The sequence below is a fragment of the Sphingobium sp. SA2 genome (assembly GCF_032227065.1).
Classification (GTDB): domain Bacteria; phylum Pseudomonadota; class Alphaproteobacteria; order Sphingomonadales; family Sphingomonadaceae; genus Sphingobium.
Genome location: NZ_JAPMXX010000006.1, coordinates 576,836 through 594,634, shown reverse-complemented (window position 1 = coordinate 594,634; position 17,799 = coordinate 576,836). Strand labels below are relative to the sequence as shown.

The window sequence follows — 17,799 nt, the reverse complement described above, 5'->3', positions numbered from 1 at the left end:
TGAGGCTGGTGGAGCAATTGGACCTTGGGTCGCGCCTTCATTCTATGCGGCCATCCCCTCGTTCGGATTTGGGCAAGAGCAGGCCGCTCAACCCGCCGCGAGCGCAGGCCTGTAACGCACGCCATGCGCCGTGAAGATCGTTTCCAGTTCGCCCGATGCGCGCATCGTTGCCAGGATCGCTTCCGCTGCGTCGCCCAAATTGCGGCTGTTCTCCTTTACCGCCATGCCGATGTCCCACCCGGCCGATGCGAAGGCGGGCAGCGGCATGGTCCGGGTGGCGACTGTGGTGACGCCGCTATCGTGCAGCACTGCCTCGATCTGCGCCCGGCTTGCCAGCACGGCGTCCGCGCGCCCGTCGGTCACGGCGAGCACCGCATCGGCACCATTGGGGAAATGGATGACATCCTTGGCCAATATCCCGCCCGCCGTACCGATCAGGTAGAAGTCGGGGATCGAGTCCAGTTCGACCGCCAGCCGCTTGCCACGATAGTCGGCCGGGGGGGCGTTGACATCGATCTCGCTCTTCACCCCGGCGAATTGAAAGCTCTCGCGGAAATAGGGCGCGACGATCGCGACCTGGTCATTGCGCGCGGCAAAGGCGCGGTCGAACGGCACATGCAGCATGATATCGGCGGGCGGGAAGCCGAGCAGGCCGCCCCGCCATACGCCATTGCGCAAGTCATCGTCGGCACTTTCGTCGGCGACCAGTTCGGCAATATCGGCGCGTACGCCCAGCCCCTTGGCAAGCGCCTGCGCCAGATCGACGTCGATGCCGACCAGTCGGCCATCCTTGCGCCAGGACCAAGGGCGATTGTCCCGATATACGGCGACCCGCAGCACGCCCAGTTCCTTGACCCGGCCCAGCGGCGCGGCCTTTGCGGCTTCGCCCAAGGGAAAGCCCGACATGCCGAGCATCGCGGCCATTGCCGCATGGTGGAGGAAGACGCGACGATCCATGGCGGCTTACTCCTGATGCTTGGTTTCAAGCCAGGCGCGGATCGCCCACCCGGCTTTCTGGCCCAGCACTTCGCCCATGGGCGGCATATAGACTTTGCCATCATGGCTCGACCCGTGCTGGAAGCGCTGGATATACCATTCATCCCCGCTATCGCCGAGTTCCAGATAGCGCAGGTCGGGCGCAATGCCGCCGGATTCACCGTCCAGCCCGTGGCAGCGGGCGCAATTCTGGCCGTAAGCCGATTCGCCGATCTTCACCGCGTCGGCATTGCCGCGATAGGGATTATGTTGCAGCCACTCCTCGCCAATGTCGGGCAACGCCGCCGTTTCCACCGCTTGGGGCGTGACATTGCCATGCGCCAGCAAGGATGAGGTGATCGACGCGCCAAGTAGGCAGGTGGCGCCGATCAATGCGATACGTCCCTTATTCCTCATCATCCATCCTCGTCTCTGTCTGTCGGCCCATATCGGCCGCTCTCGCTTGTAGAGACGGGTTGTAGGGAAGCGGAGGCACGCACCCCATTGGCCATTGGTACAATCCCGCCGCACCGATAAGCCCGATAGGCCGGGCGGGCGCCGCAATGACGCGCCGATGGAGGAGAGGATTAGCCATGATGAAGGCCGCTTTGGCGGGGCTGGTGATGGTTGCGGGCATGCCTGCGCTCCATGCCGAAACGCTCTATGTCTCCAATGAACGGGGCAACAGCATCAGCGTGATCGACGCAGCCACCATGATGCCGCTCGCAACCTGGCCGGTAGGGGGGCGCCCGCGCGGCATCACGCTTAGCCTGGACGGCAAATATATCCTGCTCTGCGCGAGCAGCGATCATGCCGTGCAACTGATCGACCGCGCCACGGGCAAGATCATCGCGGACCTGCCATCGGGCCAGGACCCTGAGCAGTTTTTCCTGTCGCGCGACGGACGGACGCTGTTCGTCGCCAATGAAGATGATGCGGCACTGACGGCCATCGACCTGGAAAGCCGCACGGTCGCCTTTCAGGTGGATGTCGGCAAGGAACCGGAAGGGGTCGCCCAAAGTCCCGATGGCCGATGGGTGGTCGTGACGTCGGAGGAGGATAATGTCGTCAATTGGATCGACCTGACGACCCGAACTATGGTGGACGCCACCGAGACGGACCAGCGCCCCCGCCATGTCGAGTTCACCGCCGATGGAACGCAGCTATGGATCGCAGCCGAGATTGGCGGCACCGTCCAGATCGCCGACCCACATACGCGCAAGATCACCGCGGCGATCCGCTTTGCCATAGCGGGGGTGCAGGAGCATCTGATCCTGCCCTGCGGCATCCGCTTCACGCCGGATGGCAAGACGGCGATCGTGGCGCTGGGCCGCGCCAACCATATCGCGCTCGTCGATGTGGCGACGCGCACCGTGCGCGCCTATGTGCCCGTGGGCAAGCGGGTGTGGCACGTCGCCATCAGCGCCGATGGCACGCGCGCTTATGCAGCCAATGGCTTGTCCGATAGCGTGTCGATCGTGGACCTCGCCAGTGCGAAGGTCGTCGGCACGGTGCCGGTGGGCGCTGGCCCCTGGGGGATCGTGGTCGCGCCCTGATCTCCCTGCGCCTCTGACCCAAGGAACGAGAACCAAAGTCCAATTTGCACCCCGCCCCACTCGACGCACTCTTTCGCCCGTCGGCACGACCGGCGCATAATGGGAGGGATGAGATGTCTAGGGGGAAATGGCTGGGCGGGGCCGCGATGGCGATGCTGTTCGCGCTGACCGCAACACCGGCGGCGGCGGGGACGACGGCGGAGCTGCTGAAAAGGCTCCACGAAAAGGGGATTCTGACCGACGAGGAATATCAGCAACTGGCGCAGCAAGACGCTGCGCAGGTCGCCCCCGCTGCCCCGCCACCAGCCCAGTCCGCTGCGGCGTCGCTGGACGACAAGCGGCTGGTGCGGATGAGCGATAGCGGCGTCGGCATGGAAGTCGGCGGCGTTTCGGTCAAGATTTCCGGGTCGGTCAATGGCTTCTACACCCATGAAAACGGACAGGCTCCCGGCCCCAATACGGCAGTCGTCGGCGGCGTGGTGCCAGTCGGTGGCAAGAGCGCGTCGGTCCGCAACGGCCTGCTGCCCGGCTATCTGAAATTCGATATTACGACCAACCAGGGCGGCTGGGATGTGGGCGCACATTTCGGCATGTATCCGGGCATCAACAGCGCGACCTATGCCGCGGGCGGGGGTGCCAATAGCGGCGGACGCAATACGGCCTTGCAGACGGCCGGTATCGATTTTCGCCAGACCTATATGACCATCGGCCGTGCGGGACTGGGCGAATTCAAGCTGGGCCGCGATATCGGACTGTTCGGATCCGAAGGCATATTGAACGACATCACCCTGTTGTCGGTGGGGTCGAGCGGCGGCAATGTCGCGCCGTCCAACACGTCGCTGGGGCGGATCGGCATCGGCTATATCTACACCGACTTTCAGCCGCAGATCACCTATTCCTCGCCAAAACTGGGCGGCTTCCAGATTTCCGCAGGTATCTTCCAACCGCTCGAATCGCTCACCGGGCCGGGCGAAAGCAGCAAGTCGCCGGGCTTTCAGGGCAAGATCGTTTATGACGGAAAATTCGGCGATCTGTCCGCGCGCGCCTGGTTGTCGGGCATCACGCAAAAACATCATCGCATCGATGGTGTGACCTATACGGGCAGCGGCTTCGATACCGGGGCGAAGATCGGCTATGGGCCGATCATGCTGACGGGCTATTATTATAATGGCTCAGGGTTGGGCACGACCGCGCTCAACCTGTTCGATACCGATGCGACCGGAGCGAAGCGCGACAGCGACGGCTTCTACCTGCAGGGGCTGGCCACGTTCGGCAAATTTTCGGTCGGCGGCAGCTATGGCGAAAGCAACCTCCATTATGCCAACGCCGCCGATGCCCTGGCCAATCCCGCCTTGCTCGACAAGAGCAGCAGCTGGGTCGGTCAGGCACGCTATGGCCTGACCAGCTGGGTCACGCTGATCGGCGAATATATCCGCACCAAATCGCAGGCCCATAACGGCAATGCAGCGGAAGCCGACACGGTCGCAGCGGGCGCCATCCTGTTCTTCTGAACAGAGGGCATGGCGCGGCGGCCTCCGATCGACGGAGGTCGCCGCGCCCAGGGGCGACAAAGGGGGAAGACGGCACAATGCGTTGCAACAGCCTGATCGCATGGGGCGCATTAATGCTGTCCTGTGCGGGCCATGCCCTGCTGGTGCCGAATGCCAGGGCAGAGGAAGGCGACGATATCGTCGTACTGGGTCAAAGCCTTCCTCTCCCGCCGGGCAGTTCGGCTTATGGATCGGTCATGATCGACCGGGATCGCCTGACCGGCAATGCCGCCAACCGCATCGAGACGATCCTGGCCGATGTCGCCGGGTTTCAGCAGTTTCGCCGTTCCGACAGCCGTTCGGCCAACCCCTCGGCGCAGGGCGCGACTTTGCGGGCATTGGGCGGCAATGCGTCCAGCCGGACATTGGTGCTGCTGGATGGCGTGCCGATGGCAGACCCGTTTTTCGGCTATATTCCCTTTAGCGCGCTGGTGCCCGATCGCCTGTCTGCCGTGCGGATTACGCGCGGCGGCGGTTCGGGTGCTTTTGGTGCCGGCGCGGTGGCGGGCACGATCGAGCTGGCCAGTGCGGCGCGGGACGACCTGGCGGACCTATCCGCCAGCGCCTTTTACGGCAGCCGTCATGCCAGCGAAGTATCGGGCGCCCTGACGCAGGATTTGGGAAGCGGTTTCGTGTCGCTGTCTGGCCGCTGGGACCGGGGCGACGGCTTCCATACGACGCCGAAATCCCAGCGCGTCGCCGCGACCACGCCAGCGGCCTATGATGGCTGGTCGGTCAACCTGCGCGCGGTCGCGCCGCTGTCATCCGATATGGAAGTGCAGTTTCGCAGCTTGCTGTTCCGCGATGATCGGACGCTGCGCTTTGCCGGGGCGGACAGCCACAGCGAAGGGCAGGATGCCAGCATCCGGCTGATGGTCCGCGGCCGTTGGCAAGTGGATGCGCTGGCCTATGTGCAGGCACGCAATTTCTCCAATATCGTCATCAGCGCATCGACCTATCGCAAATCGCTCGATCAGCGGAACACGCCGTCGACCGGCCTCGGCGGCAAGATCGAGTTGCGGCCGCCGGTCGGGCGCGCGCATGTGCTGCGGCTCGGCATCGACACGCGGCTGGCGGATGGCATGATGGCGGAGGAGGCCTATAATGCCAATCTGGCCGCCAATCCGGTAACCGCGCGTCGCCGCGCTGGCGGGCAGCAGATCACCACCGGTCTGTTCCTGGAAGATGACTGGACGCTGGGAGCGCTGGTCCTGACGGGAGGCATTCGCGCCGATCGCTGGACGATCCGCCGGAGCTTTTTCGATAGCAGGACCGCGGCGGGCGTCGTGACCGGCAGCAGCGATTTTGCGGGACGCAGCGACTGGCAGGTCAGCGGACGTGCAGGCGCGCTGTTCCGCGTCGATCAGGACTTCGCCCTGCGCGCTGCGGCCTATACCGGCTTCCGCCTGCCCACGCTCAACGAACTCTACCGCCCCTTCGTCGTCTTCCCGATCACGACACAAGCCAATGCGGCGCTCCTACCGGAGCGGCTGAAAGGTGTGGAAGCCGGGCTGGACATCAATCCTGCTGCCGATGCCACGCTGGGCCTGACGCTTTTCTACAATCGGCTGGACGATGCCATCGCCAATGTCACCATCGCCCCCAATCTGCGCCAGCGGCGCAATGTGTTGGCGGTGATCGCAAAGGGCGTCGAACTCACCGGGCGCGCGCGGCTGCACGACGCCCTGCTCCTGTCCGGCTCTTATGCCTATAGCCATAGCATCGTCCGTGCGCCGGGATTGGCGTTCGACGGCTTTGCCCCCGCGCAAAGCCCCCGCCACGCCGCCAGCGCTACCCTTGGCTGGCAACCGACAACCGGGCCTTCGCTGTCCGCGACGCTGCGCTATGTCGCCAAACAATATGAGGACGATCTTCAGGGGGATGTCCTTCCCGACGCCCTGACCATCGATGCCTTTGCCGACCTGCCGATCGGACGTGGTCTGTCGCTGGTGGCACGGGCCGAAAACCTGTTCGACGCCACTATGGTCACCCGCAATGTTGCAGGGTCGATGGATCTGGGCACGCCCCGGACCCTGTGGATCGGCCTGCGTTTCACCCACTGAAGGAAGATATGATGTCGCAAGAGCTTTTCCCCGTTCCCGCCGAATGGGCGACGCGCGCCCGCATGAACGAGGACCGCCGTATGGCCGATCATAAGCGGTCGCTTGAGGATGCGGAAAGCTACTGGCTCGAACAGGCTGCGCGGCTTGACTGGATGTTACCGCCCTCCAAAGCGAGCGAAAGCAGCTTTGACGAAGCGGATTTCGGCATCAGCTGGTTTGCCGACGGCACATTGAACGTCTCGGTCAACTGCCTGGACCGCCATCTGGCCGACCATGGCGACAGCGTCGCGATCATCTGGGAGCCAGACGATCCAGCCGAAGCGTCGCGCCGCCTGACCTACCGGCAACTGCATCATGCGGTGTGCCGCTTCGCCAATGTCCTGAAAGACGCAGGCGCGCGCAAGGGCGATCGCGTCACCCTATATCTGCCGATGATCCCGGAAGCGGCGATCGCCCTGCTGGCCTGCGCCCGAATCGGCGCGATCCATTCGGTGGTGTTTGGCGGCTTTTCCCCCGAAGCGCTGGCGGGTCGGATTACCGATTGCGATTCCACCATCCTGGTCACGGCCGACGAGGGGCGTCGTGGTGGAAAGCGCGTACCGCTCAAGGCCAATGTCGATGCCGCGCTCGCCATGGACCATTGCACCAGCATCCGTCGCGTCATCGTGGTGCAGGCAACCGGTGGGGCTGTCGATATGCAGCCGGGCCGGGACATCTGGTATCATGATGCCATGGCAGGCGTCGTGTCGGACTGCCCGCCCGAACCCATGAACGCCTGCGATCCGCTGTTCCTGCTCTACACATCGGGTTCCACCGGCAAGCCCAAGGGCGTCGTGCATGGCAGCGGCGGCTATCTGCTCTGGGCCTCTCTGACGCATGAACTCTGCTTCGACTATCGGCCGGGCGACGTCTATTGGTGCGCGGCCGATATCGGCTGGGTCACGGGGCATAGCTATATCGTCTATGGCCCGCTGGCCAATGGCGCGACCACATTGATGTATGAAGGACTGCCCAGTTGGCCGACGCCCAGCCGCATCTGGCAAGTGGTCGACCGGCATCAGGTCCACACGCTGTTTACCGCGCCCACCGTGCTGCGCGCGCTGATGAAGGAGGGCGACGATTTCGTCATCGCGACTGACCGATCCTCGATCCGCTTGCTGGGCAGCGTGGGCGAACCGATCAACCCGGAAGCGTGGCGCTGGTATCATGCTATTGCCGGTGAAGGGCGCTGCCCGATCATCGATACCTGGTGGCAGACCGAAACGGGCGCGGCGATGATCGCGCCGATGCCGGGCGCAACCGTTCTCAAACCGGGCAGTGCGACCTTCCCCTTGCCAGGTGTCGAACCGCAGATCGTCGATGGCGAAGGCGTGGTGCAGCAAGGTCCGTGCGAAGGCAATCTGGTCATCGCCCGATCCTGGCCGGGGCAGATGCAGACGGTCTGGAACGACCATGATCGCTTTTTCCAGACCTATTTCTCGACCTTTCCCGGCGCTTATACAACGGGCGACGGTGCCCGGCGGGATGCGGACGGCTATTATTGGATCACCGGGCGCGTTGACGACGTCATCAACGTATCGGGCCATCGCATGGGCACCGCCGAGGTCGAAAGCGCACTCGTCCTACATGCCAAGGTCGCTGAAGCGGCGGTGGTCGGCTTTCCCCATGATATCAAGGGGCAGGGCATCTATGCCTATGTGACGCTGAACATGGGCGAAGAGCCGAGCGACAGCCTGCGCCGGGCGCTCGTGCAATGGGTCCGCGCTGAAATCGGCCCGATCGCGACTCCCGACGTGATCCAGTTCGCGCCTGGCCTGCCCAAGACCCGGTCGGGCAAGATCATGCGCCGCATCCTGCGCAAGATTGCGGAGGGCGATGTATCCGCCCAGGCGCTGGGCGATATCAGCACGCTCGCCGATCCGACGGTGGTCGAGGAGTTGGTGAGAACCCGCGCGATCGTTCCCGCCTGACCCAAGGTATAATGGAGCGCCCATCCTGCCTTCCCTAGCCTTTTGGGCATAACAGGGAATGGGAGAGACGGGATGCGCGGATGGGGCCGACTATCGACGGGAATCGCGGTCATGGCGCTGAGCCCGGCGCTTGCATCGGCGCAAACCCCCGATGCAAGCAGGTCGAAAACCATCATCGTGACCGCGCCTGGTGGCGGGATCGACAGCGATGATGGGCTGGCCCTTGGCGCGGCCGATATAACAAGAGCCGGGATGCCCGACCTGCTCTCCGCCCTCACCCGGACCATGGCCGGCGTCACCTTGCAGGATGCGCAGAATAACCCATGGCAGCCCAATCTGGTCTATCGCGGATTCATCGCTTCCCCACTCCAGGGGCAATCGCAGGGGTTGGCCGTCTATATGGACGGGGCGCGCTTCAACCAGCCTTTTGGCGACACGGTCCAATTCGACCTGTTCCCGGAAGCCGCCATCGCCAAACTGAGCCTGCTGGATGCCAGCCCGGTCTATGGCCTCAATGCGCTGGGCGGCGCGATCCTGCTGGAAACCAAGACCGGGCGTAGCCACCCGGGGCTGGAGGCCAGTGTGACGGGCGGGCGGTTCGGCTATGCCGAGGCCAGCATTGTGGGCGGCGTGGCGCGCGGGGATGTCAGCGCCTTTGGCGCGTTCCAATATAGTCACGACGATGGCTGGCGCGATTTCAGCCCGTCGCGCCTCTATAATGGCTATGCCGATCTGGGCTTCGACACCGCAGGCGGCGGGCTGCACCTCAAAATCATAGGCGCGAACACGGATTTGACCGGCAATGGCGTGTCGCCGATCGAATTGCTGGCTGCCGACCGCCGGGCCGTCTTCACCTGGCCCGACAATGGCCGCAGCCGTTATGGTCGGGCAAGCCTGCACCCCTGGGTCGCGCTATCGCCAACGACCCGGATCGAAGCCACGCTCTATGCCCAACAACTCACATTGCGGACCATGAACGGCGATGCGGCCGACATCGAAGGGTGCGAGGCGGACGATGCGGCGGGCCTGCTATGCCTGGAAACAATAGGCGCCGACGACGATGGCGAAGAGGTGCAGGCGATCCTGACCGACGCCAACGGCGACCCCATAGCCGATACGCTTGGGGGCGAAGGCTATGGCGTGCTCAATCGTGGACGCACCAAGACCAAGGCGATGGGCGCGCTGGTCCAGATCATCGACGATCGTGCCCTGCTGGGCGGTATCAACCATTTCGCGATCGGCGTCAGCTACGACACCAGCCGCACGCGCTTCGACACGTCGACCGAACTGGGGGCGCTGACCGAGGATCGCAGCGTCGAGGGGCTGGGCAGCCGCATCGTCCAGCAGGATAATGCGATCGCGCCGGTCGGCCTGGTCGCCTATACCGACTATTGGGGCGTGTTCGTGCAGGATCGAATACCGATCGCGCCCGGCTTGTCGGCCGAAATCGGCCTCCGCTGGAACCATGCAAGGATTCAGCTCGTCGATCAGATCGGCACAGCGCTCAACGGAACGCATCGGTTCAGGCGGCTCAATCCCGGTGTCGAACTGGACTATAAGATGTCCGAAGGCCTGTCGCTGCGCGCGGGCTATGCGCAGAGCAACCGCGCGCCGACTCCGGCGGAACTCTCCTGCGCGGACGAAAATGCGCCGTGCAGCCTCACCAATTTCTTCATCGCCGATCCGCCGCTCAAACAGGTGGTCGCCAAAAGCTGGGAAGCGGGCGCGTCGGGTGCGTTCGGTCTTGGCGGATGGCGGGCGACTTGGCTCCTGTCGGCCTATCGCACCACCAATCAGGACGATATCCAATATATCGCCTCGCAAATTCGCGGGCGCGCTTATTTCCAGAATATCGGCAGCACCCGGCGGCAGGGCGTCGAAGCATCGCTGAAGGCCGAGCATGGCGGGCTGGTCGCGGGCCTCAGCTATGCCTTCACCGACGCGACCTATCGCAGCGCCATGGAACTAAGCAGTCCGTCGAACCCGCTGGCAGAGGATGACGGCACGATCGACGTAAATCGCGGTGATCGGTTGCCCGGCATCCCCCGGCACAGCGCGACGCTGACGTTGGACTATGCGGGCAAAGGTTGGTCGGTGGGTGGCGACCTGATCGCGCGGTCAGGGCAATATCTGGTCGGCGATGAGGCCAATCTGACACCCCGGTTGCCTGGCTATGCGATCGCGAACGTGCGCGCCGGTATCGATATCGTGCCGGGCGTCACTATGTTCGGCGAAGTGCGCAATATATTCGGCCGCACCTATGAAACATTCGGAACCTTCAGCGAAGTGGATGAGATCGACCTCGTCGAAGTCCCCGGTGCCAGCAATCCGCGCGCTTATGGGCCGGGAGCCCCGCGACGCTGGTATGTCGGGGTAAGGGCGCGCTTCTAACTCTCCGGCATATCCACTCTTGGCAGCCATTTGGCTTCCAGCCCTGGATAGAAATGCGACACGCTGCGTTGCAATTCGTAGCGGGCCGCCGCCATCCCGGCGAAGCGGGCAGGGATCGGCACGCTGCCAGCCTCCACCATGTCGAGGCCGGATCGGACGGCGGCGGTCAAGGCTTCCTCCAGCCATTCGATCCAGTCGCGCGTCTGGGCAATGGCTTTCTGCCCCGTCGGATCGAAGGGACCATGGCCCGGCAACGCCGCCCGGTGCGGCAGCTTTGCGAGGCTGTCGAGGCTTGTGCGCCAACGCGGCAGGTCTGCGGTCGGTGTCGCAGGCGCGCGATCATGGAACAGCAGGTCACCGCCGATCAACAGGCCGGTCTGTTCGTCCAACAGCGCCAGATCGCCCGCACTATGCCCCGCCAGCGCCATCAGGCGTAAGCGTCGCCCGCCGAAATCCTCGGACACCTCCGTGATTTTCCGCCCCGGCAACACCAAGTCAGTGCCGCGCATCCAGTCCCCCAGCAGGCGATAGAGCGCATCGGAAAAGCCGCGCCCGTCCCGCGCCATGTCCGTGATGGTTTGCGGCAGCGCGGCCACGATCGCCGGATCGAAGGCCGCAATTCCCATGCCATGGTCGGGATGCAAATGCGTCACATAGACGCGGATGACCGGCTTGCCCGTCAGCCCTTCTGCCACTGCCTTGAGCGCCCGGCCGTAGCGGAGCGAAGGGCCGCTATCGACCAGCACCGTGCCGATCGGCGTGTCGATGATCGCGATATTGGCGATGGCTCCGCCATTGGAAAAGTGGATGGGCGCATCGTCGCCATGGATCATCCACATGCCGTCCGCCACCGCTACGGGATGGATGGGATAAGTGGTATTCGCCATGCCAGCCGTCGCCGACAGCGCCAATCCAGCGAGCATGGCCCGGCGCGTCAACGTCATGGCTGCGCCGCCAGGACCGAGGCGGATTGTCGCGCCACCGGCACTTTGGCAGCGTAGGTCCGTCCGTTTGTATCAAGCGCCAAGATCGACAGGATGGCACCAGGCGCGGCGCGGGGCATGAGGGTGATCGCCGGATCTTCCGAAACCGACGCAAAGAGCGCCATCTGGCCCAGCATGGTTCCGCTGTCCGACCGCACAGTCATCTCCTCGATCGCATAGGTGGGGATATTGGCCACCAGCCCCGTATCCATCGGATGCCGGAAGGTGATACGCAGACGGCTGCTGCCCTGCGTCCCCATGGGCCAGGCTTCCCCCCGCATCTCGCCCAGATGGGCCGCCCAATCGCCTGTGATGCGCCCGACCGGCGGTGCCGAGCAGCCGCCGCCCGCCGCATCGACCCAACCGCCCGCTACCAGCCACTGTCCGCTGGCCAGTTGCACCGCTCCCCTTACCGGGGTCCGCTGATCCAGCTTGATCCGGGTCGCGATATAGGGTTCCGCCAGATCCGGGCGATAGTCGATGGCGATCGGTATCGGGTTGAGATCAGCGAAGATCACCATGCGCGTCACGGGGCCAACGCCCCGCGCATCCAATGCCACGGGAAAGCTGCGCTGGTTTTCCGCCACCTGCGGATAAAGCAACCGGATGCGGGGATCGAACCGCACCGGGTCATCGCCGAAGATCAGCCGCGCATGTGCGGTCCACATAGGCGATTGCAACGGATCGTCGGGATAGGGAGGCTGAGCAAGCGCGGACGGGGCGATCGCCAAGGGCAGCATGGCTATCAGAAGCTGCAAAAACCTGCACCGCGCCATGACCTTCTCCCAAAGTCCAAGCTTAAGGTGAAGCGAAAGCGGCTACCATTGCACCTTTGGTCACGCAGCGGGAGAGAGAGATGGGCGCGAGGGGCAAGGCGATAGCTGCGATGCTTGCGCTGGTTGCGACCGGCGCACAGGCCTCGCCAGGGGGCGACGCGCTGTTCGGGGCGCATGGCTATCGCGTCGCGCATTATCGGGCGCCCGTTCCCCGGCCCCCCGACGGTGTCGGGCGGATCGCCCCCGTCGCGGTCGCCCTGCTGCGGCCGGATATCGACGCGATCCTGATCGACGTCCTACCCGCCGAAGGCGGCCATCGCGAAGCCGATGGACGCTGGCGCCTGGCCCGCGAACGACCGAGCATCCCCGGCGCGCACTGGTTTCCCGAAGCGGGACGCGGCGACCTCTTGCCCGCGATCGACCGATGGTTTCAAGAGGGCCTCGTCCGCCTGACCGGCGGTGCCAGGGACCGCATGATCATCACCTTCTGCCTTGCCGATTGCTGGATGGGCTGGAACGCGGCGCGCCGCCTGCGGGCGCTGGGCTATACCAATATCTGGTGGCTGGCGGAGGGGACCGACGGCTGGCGCGACCTTGGTCGTCCGCTGATAAACACCCGACCGGAGGAGGGGTAGGACCAAGGTGCAATTGCACGCTTCGGCGATTGCGCCATTGATCTGGCGGACCGCGCTTTTGCGCCCATAATATCAGGAGAGATGCCATGTTTCATCGTTCGACGCTGCGCGTGGCGCTGGTCGGCCTCATGCTGGGCGGCACCGTTTTTCCAGCTTCGGCCAAGGACATCATTGTCCACATGAAAAATAGGGGCGCAGAGGGCGCGATGGTGTTCGAACCGGCCTTTGTGAAGGCCGCGCCAGGCGACGTGATCCGCTTCCAGCCCACCGACCCCAGCCACAACGCCGAAACCATGGCCACGATGCTGCCAGCGGGCGCGACACCGATGAAGGGGGGCATGAACAAGGAAGCGGTGCTGACCGTAACCAAGCCCGGCCTCTATGGCATCAAATGCATGCCGCATTATTCGATGGGTATGGTCGCGCTGATCCAGGTCGGCAAACCCACCGCCGCCGACGTAGCGGCGGCAAAAGCGGTCAAACTCCCGCCCTTCGCCGCCAAAAGAATGACCGCGATGCTGACCAAAGTTCGGTAATCCACGACTGTTTCAACTTTGGGCGCAGGCGCAACATAGTGAGATGCGGGCGAACGGCAGTTTCTGGATCACCGCAAGTTAATTTGGACATCAACATTGCGGTGCAGTTCCGATTTGCCAATACCGAATGGCCGATCCGAGCATAAGCTGGATTTCCGACATCAATATCGGAATGGCGTGATTTGGACGCCTGCTGTCAGAATAGTGAACCGTTGGAACTCCGGCCTGGTAAGCGCTTGACATGGGGCGCTGCCAACGCGCCGAGCTACGTCTGCTATTCTACCTCCGTCACGCTCTGCGGCCGCAGGCTGTTGCCGGCCCGGCCGCTGCGGAAAGCACCGAACCAGGTTAGCGGGTTCCAGCTGGAATCGCCGTCCAGGCTGAAGGTGATGAACTCGGCGCGGCCGCCGATCGCTTCCCAGGGTACGGGACCGCCCAGGCCATTTTCCTCCAGCGGTGCGCGGCTGTCGGCGCTGTTGTCGCGATTGTCGCCCATCAGGAAGACGTGGTTTTCCGGCACGCGCACCGGGCCATACCAATCGAGCGCACTCGGTCCCATGTCGATGGTGAGATAGGTTTTGCCATTGGGCAGTATCTCCTGCCGCACCGGCAATTCGCAATAATCCTTGCCGTCCGCGCCCTGCATCCGCGCGCCGGGGAATTGCAGCGGGGGGCAGGGGGCATTGCTATCGACGGGCAGGCGCAGCGGCTTCAAGATGCGCTGCTTCACCGCCACGCCGTTGAGCAGCACCTGCCCGCCGCGCACTTCGATGATATCGCCGGGCAGGCCGATGACTCGCTTGATATAATCCTCGCGCCTATTCTGCGGCGACACGATGACGATGTCGCCGCGTGCCGGTAGCCGTCCGACGATCCGGCCCTTCAGGAAGGGCAGCGGATGGAAGCTGGGCGAGACATAGGACCAGCCATAGGGGAATTTGCTCACCACCAGCCGATCGCCGGTCAGCAGCACCGGCATCATCGATTCGGACGGGATATAGAAGGGCTTGGCGACGAAACTGTGGAAAGCCAGCACCGCCAGGATCAACAGCGTGATGCTCTTGATCTCCTGCCACCAGTTGACGTCCGATTTGGGCATCACGTCCTCGGAAGGGCTATGCGCGTCGGCGGTGGTGTCGTGCAGGCTGGTGGGATCGGTCGTCACAGGGGAAGCGCCTCGATAATGACAAAGGCCTGCGCCCAGGGATAATCGTCGGTCAGGGTCAGGTGGATGACGGGTCTATGCCCGGCTGGCACCAACGCGTCGAGACGGGCCAGCGCGCCGCCGGTGAGGTTCAGCGTCGGCGCGCCGGAAGGGGCATTGACCACGCCGATATCCTTCATGAACACGCCCGATTTGAATCCAGTGCCGACCGCCTTGGAAAAGGCTTCCTTGGCGGCGAAGCGCTTGGCCAGCGTACCCGCCTTGGTGAAGGGGCGGCGATTGGCCTTGGCCTGTTCGACATCGGTGAACACGCGGCTCTCGAAGCGAGCGCCGAAGCGATCGAGCGAACTTTGGATTCGCTCGATATTGCAGAGGTCGGAGCCGAGACCGATGATCACGCCATTCCTCCCCGGCACGGGGAGGGGGACCGCCGCGAAGCGGTGGTGGAGGGGGGGAGCGCCAAAACGCAATAGGGAGTGGCAGGAGGCACGCCCCCTCCACCAGCCTGCGGCTGGTCCCCCTCCCCGTGCCGGGGAGGATTCACCGCGCCAGATCCATCTGCCGCCGCATTTCACGGATGCTGCCCTCCAGCCCACCGAAGATCGCCTCGCCGATCAGGAAGTGGCCGATATTGAGTTCGGCGACCTGCGGGATAGCGGCGATCGGCCCGACATTGTCGAAGGTCAGGCCATGGCCCGCATGGGGTTCGACCCCGTTCTTCGCGGCCAGCGCTGCCGCGTCGGCGATGCGGCGCAGTTCGGCGGCGCGCGGTTCGCCGGTCAGATGGGCATAAGCGCCGGTGTGCAGTTCCACGACCGGGACGTTCAGCCGGATCGCCGCGTCGATCTGGGCCGCATCGGCTTCGATGAACAGGCTGACGCGGATGCCAGCGTCATTGAGCGCCGCGACGATTGGCCGCAGTGTGTCGAACTGCCCGGCCGCATCCAGTCCGCCCTCGGTCGTGCGCTCCTCGCGCTTTTCCGGCACGATACAGGCGGCATGCGGCTTGTAGCGTAGCGCGATGTCCAGCATCTCCGCCGTCGCCGCCATCTCCAGATTGAGCGGCACGCTGAGCGCTGCCATCAGCGTTGCGACATCTTCGTCGCGTATATGTCGACGATCCTCGCGCAGATGCGCCGTGATCCCGTCTGCCCCCGCCTTCACCGCCAGCAGCGCCGCCTTGACGGGATCGGGATGATCCCCGCCACGCGCGTTGCGGATGGTCGCCACATGGTCGATATTGACGCCCAGGCGCAGCGGAGCGGGGGAGTGGGGCATCGGCTAGACCTTCCGGCTGCCCGGCTTGATCGCCGGGATCGCCGCCAGTTCGGGCGGCAGGGCATCAGCGTCATAGACCGGGAAATTGATCGACACGAGTGGATAGAAGGGCACGCCCAGATCCACCTCGCCCGCCGAGCGATCGACAAGGGCCGCTTCGGCGATGACGATACCGCCTTCGGCCGCGACGGCCTCGATCGCCTGGCGCGAAGACAGGCCGGTGGTGACGACATCTTCGACCATCAGGATTTTCTGCCCCGGCGATATGGCAAAGCCCCGGCGCAGTTCGAACGTCCCTTCGGGTCGTTCGAGGAATACTGCGTCCTTGCCCAGTGCGCGGCCGACTTCATGACCGATGATGAGGCCGCCCATGGCTGGCGAAACTACCAGGTCGATCTCCTGCCGCAATTCGCGCGGCAATTTCTGCACCACGGCCAGCGCGAGCCTGCCCGCGCGCTCGGCGCTCATCAGGACGCGGGCGCATTGCAGATAATTGGCGCTGCGGCGGCCCGAAGACAGGATGAAATGTCCTTCGAGCAGCGCCCCTGCTGCCCGGAATTCCGCCAAAACTTCTTCGTCGGTCATGCCGTTTATCTATCCTGTCGCGCGGTCCGGCCCCTATATGGCACGGCCCGCTTCCCTATCGGCACGGCACGCACCGGCGCGCCATGAACGCGCCCCTGTGCGCGCAGCAGCGAAATAGGGGCCGGAAGGGAACGTTGCAACAGCGAAGAAAATCTGCTCCTGCTAGCTTGAGGCATCAAAAAACCATGCCTATAAGCCGCGGCAGAACCGACCGGGCGGGGACGATGTGCATACGCGCGTCTTCGTTGCAGCGGCGCCAAGGGGTTACGGGGTAAGAAGACGCTATGATACAGGTGAAATCGCTCGTTCTCGCAGGATTGTTGGCCTTTGCGCCAGCAATGGCGATGAACGGTCCGGCCTTCGCGCAGGACAATGCAACCGCTGCCGCGCCGGCGGCGGCCACTGTCGCCGCGCCTGCTGATTCGGCAGCGAACGCCGCTGCGCCCGCCGCTGACGCTGCGCCAGCCGCCAAGGTCGCCGCGCCGCCGCGCATGAAGCCGACCGAAGGCATCGGCATGCCTAAACCGGGCGAGATCACCCTGCAGGAGCAGTTCACCTCGACCGGGCACAGCGCGCGATGGTTGCATGACGTGATGCTGCTGCCGCTCATCACGCTCATCTCCGTGCTGGTGCTGGCGCTGATGCTCTATGTGATGGTCCGCTATCGCCGTAGCGCCAACCCGGTGCCGTCCAAGACGTCGCACAACACCTTCATCGAAGTGATCTGGACGGTCGTTCCGGTCATCATCCTGCTGGTGATCGCGGTGCCGTCGATCGGCTTGCTCGCCGACCAGTATAAGCCAGCGCCCAAGGATGCGCTGACCGTCAAGGTCACCGGCTATCAATGGTATTGGGGCTATGAATATCCCGACGCGGGTATCCCCGAATATGTGTCGAACATGCTGACCAAGGAACAGGCGAAGGCCGGTGGCGAACCGTTTCAGCTGGCCGTCGACAACCGCCTGATCCTGCCCGCCGGTCGTCCGGTAAAGCTCATCATCACCGCCGCCGACGTAATTCACAGTTTTGCCGTACCGTCGCTCTGGGTGAAAATGGATGCGGTTCCTGGCCGTCTGAACGAAAAGAGCTTCACCATCGAGAAGCCCGGCGTCTATTATGGGCAATGTTCGGAACTGTGCGGCGCGCGCCATGGCTTCATGCCGATCGCGATCGAAGCGCTGCCGCCTGAGCAGTTCGACCAGTGGGTGCTGTCGCAGGGTGGCTCGCTCAAGAACGGCACCGCCGCGCCGGATGCGCCGATGGGCCCGCAACAGGGCAGTGTGCTGCCCGCCCCGCCGGCTGACGCCGTCGGCAACAACGCGCTTTAAGAGGGCAG

The 17,799-nt window shown here is 64.2% G+C and carries 16 protein-coding genes; 8 read left to right on the top strand and 8 right to left on the bottom strand.

Translation table 11 applies throughout. The annotated features are described in order from the left end of the window. Positions 1-87: 87 nt before the first annotated feature. Both OVY48_RS10455 and pedF read right to left on the bottom strand, forming a co-directional pair. Entirely contained in the window at positions 88-957 is an 870-nt protein-coding gene (locus OVY48_RS10455; protein ID WP_313922816.1) for a transporter substrate-binding domain-containing protein, read from the bottom strand. A 6-nt stretch (positions 958-963) separates the two neighbouring features. Next, a complete protein-coding gene (gene pedF / locus OVY48_RS10450; RefSeq protein WP_313924747.1) occupies positions 964-1,392 on the bottom strand; it encodes a cytochrome c-550 PedF in 429 nt (142 codons plus the stop codon). 176 nt (positions 1,393-1,568) lie between these two features. On the opposite strand from pedF, the gene OVY48_RS10445 reads away from it, so the two are divergent. From OVY48_RS10445 to OVY48_RS10425, 5 genes are all read left to right on the top strand, one after another. Beyond that, positions 1,569-2,531: a PQQ-dependent catabolism-associated beta-propeller protein gene (locus OVY48_RS10445; protein ID WP_313922815.1), complete on the top strand. Its 963-nt coding sequence runs from the start codon at positions 1,569-1,571 to the stop codon at positions 2,529-2,531. Positions 2,532-2,644: 113 nt separating this feature from the next. Continuing rightward, positions 2,645-4,042 carry a porin gene (locus OVY48_RS10440; RefSeq protein WP_313922814.1) on the top strand — a complete coding sequence of 466 codons (1,398 nt, stop codon included), beginning with the start codon at positions 2,645-2,647 and terminating at the stop codon, positions 4,040-4,042. 113 nt (positions 4,043-4,155) lie between these two features. After that, positions 4,156-6,144 (top strand): TonB-dependent receptor plug domain-containing protein, encoded by a 1,989-nt coding sequence (locus OVY48_RS10435; RefSeq protein WP_313924746.1) that lies wholly within the window; start codon positions 4,156-4,158, stop codon positions 6,142-6,144. A gap of 11 nt (positions 6,145-6,155) precedes the next feature. Beyond that, complete coding sequence (acs, locus tag OVY48_RS10430; RefSeq protein WP_313924745.1) at positions 6,156-8,114, top strand: acetate--CoA ligase; 1,959 nt, start codon at positions 6,156-6,158, stop codon at positions 8,112-8,114. 72 nt (positions 8,115-8,186) lie between these two features. Beyond that, positions 8,187-10,505, top strand: a complete 2,319-nt coding sequence (locus OVY48_RS10425; protein WP_313922813.1) for a TonB-dependent receptor domain-containing protein — start codon at positions 8,187-8,189, stop codon at positions 10,503-10,505. Here OVY48_RS10425 and OVY48_RS10420 read toward each other — a convergent pair. Continuing rightward, a complete protein-coding gene (locus OVY48_RS10420) occupies positions 10,502-11,449 on the bottom strand; it encodes a quinoprotein relay system zinc metallohydrolase 1 (protein WP_313922812.1) in 948 nt (315 codons plus the stop codon). The genes OVY48_RS10425 and OVY48_RS10420 overlap by 4 nt on opposite strands. Then, positions 11,446-12,228, bottom strand: coding sequence for a quinoprotein dehydrogenase-associated SoxYZ-like carrier (locus tag OVY48_RS10415; RefSeq protein WP_313924744.1), 783 nt, complete (start codon positions 12,226-12,228; stop codon positions 11,446-11,448). The genes OVY48_RS10420 and OVY48_RS10415 overlap by 4 nt, the downstream gene beginning before the upstream one ends. Before the next feature lie 146 nt (positions 12,229-12,374). Here OVY48_RS10415 and OVY48_RS10410 point away from each other — a divergent pair, with 146 nt between their 5' ends. Beyond that, positions 12,375-12,899, top strand: a complete 525-nt coding sequence (locus OVY48_RS10410; RefSeq protein WP_313922811.1) for a rhodanese-like domain-containing protein — start codon at positions 12,375-12,377, stop codon at positions 12,897-12,899. Positions 12,900-12,985: 86 nt separating this feature from the next. After that, positions 12,986-13,435 (top strand): pseudoazurin, encoded by a 450-nt coding sequence (locus tag OVY48_RS10405; RefSeq protein ID WP_313922810.1) that lies wholly within the window; start codon positions 12,986-12,988, stop codon positions 13,433-13,435. A gap of 274 nt (positions 13,436-13,709) precedes the next feature. Here OVY48_RS10405 and lepB read toward each other — a convergent pair whose 3' ends face one another. The 4 genes from lepB to pyrE form a co-directional block, all read right to left on the bottom strand. Continuing rightward, positions 13,710-14,534 (bottom strand): signal peptidase I, encoded by an 825-nt coding sequence (gene lepB / locus OVY48_RS10400; RefSeq protein ID WP_313924743.1) that lies wholly within the window; start codon positions 14,532-14,534, stop codon positions 13,710-13,712. Positions 14,535-14,596: 62 nt separating this feature from the next. Continuing rightward, a complete protein-coding gene (acpS, locus tag OVY48_RS10395; RefSeq protein WP_313922809.1) occupies positions 14,597-14,998 on the bottom strand; it encodes a holo-ACP synthase in 402 nt (133 codons plus the stop codon). A gap of 142 nt (positions 14,999-15,140) precedes the next feature. After that, a complete protein-coding gene (locus OVY48_RS10390; protein ID WP_096060916.1) occupies positions 15,141-15,878 on the bottom strand; it encodes a pyridoxine 5'-phosphate synthase in 738 nt (245 codons plus the stop codon). A 3-nt stretch (positions 15,879-15,881) separates the two neighbouring features. Beyond that, positions 15,882-16,463, bottom strand: a complete 582-nt coding sequence (pyrE, locus tag OVY48_RS10385; RefSeq protein WP_037475784.1) for an orotate phosphoribosyltransferase — start codon at positions 16,461-16,463, stop codon at positions 15,882-15,884. A 284-nt stretch (positions 16,464-16,747) separates the two neighbouring features. On the opposite strand from pyrE, the gene coxB reads away from it, so the two are divergent. Then, positions 16,748-17,791 carry a cytochrome c oxidase subunit II gene (gene coxB, locus OVY48_RS10380; protein ID WP_096060915.1) on the top strand — a complete coding sequence of 348 codons (1,044 nt, stop codon included), beginning with the start codon at positions 16,748-16,750 and terminating at the stop codon, positions 17,789-17,791. Positions 17,792-17,799: the final 8 nt, after the last annotated feature.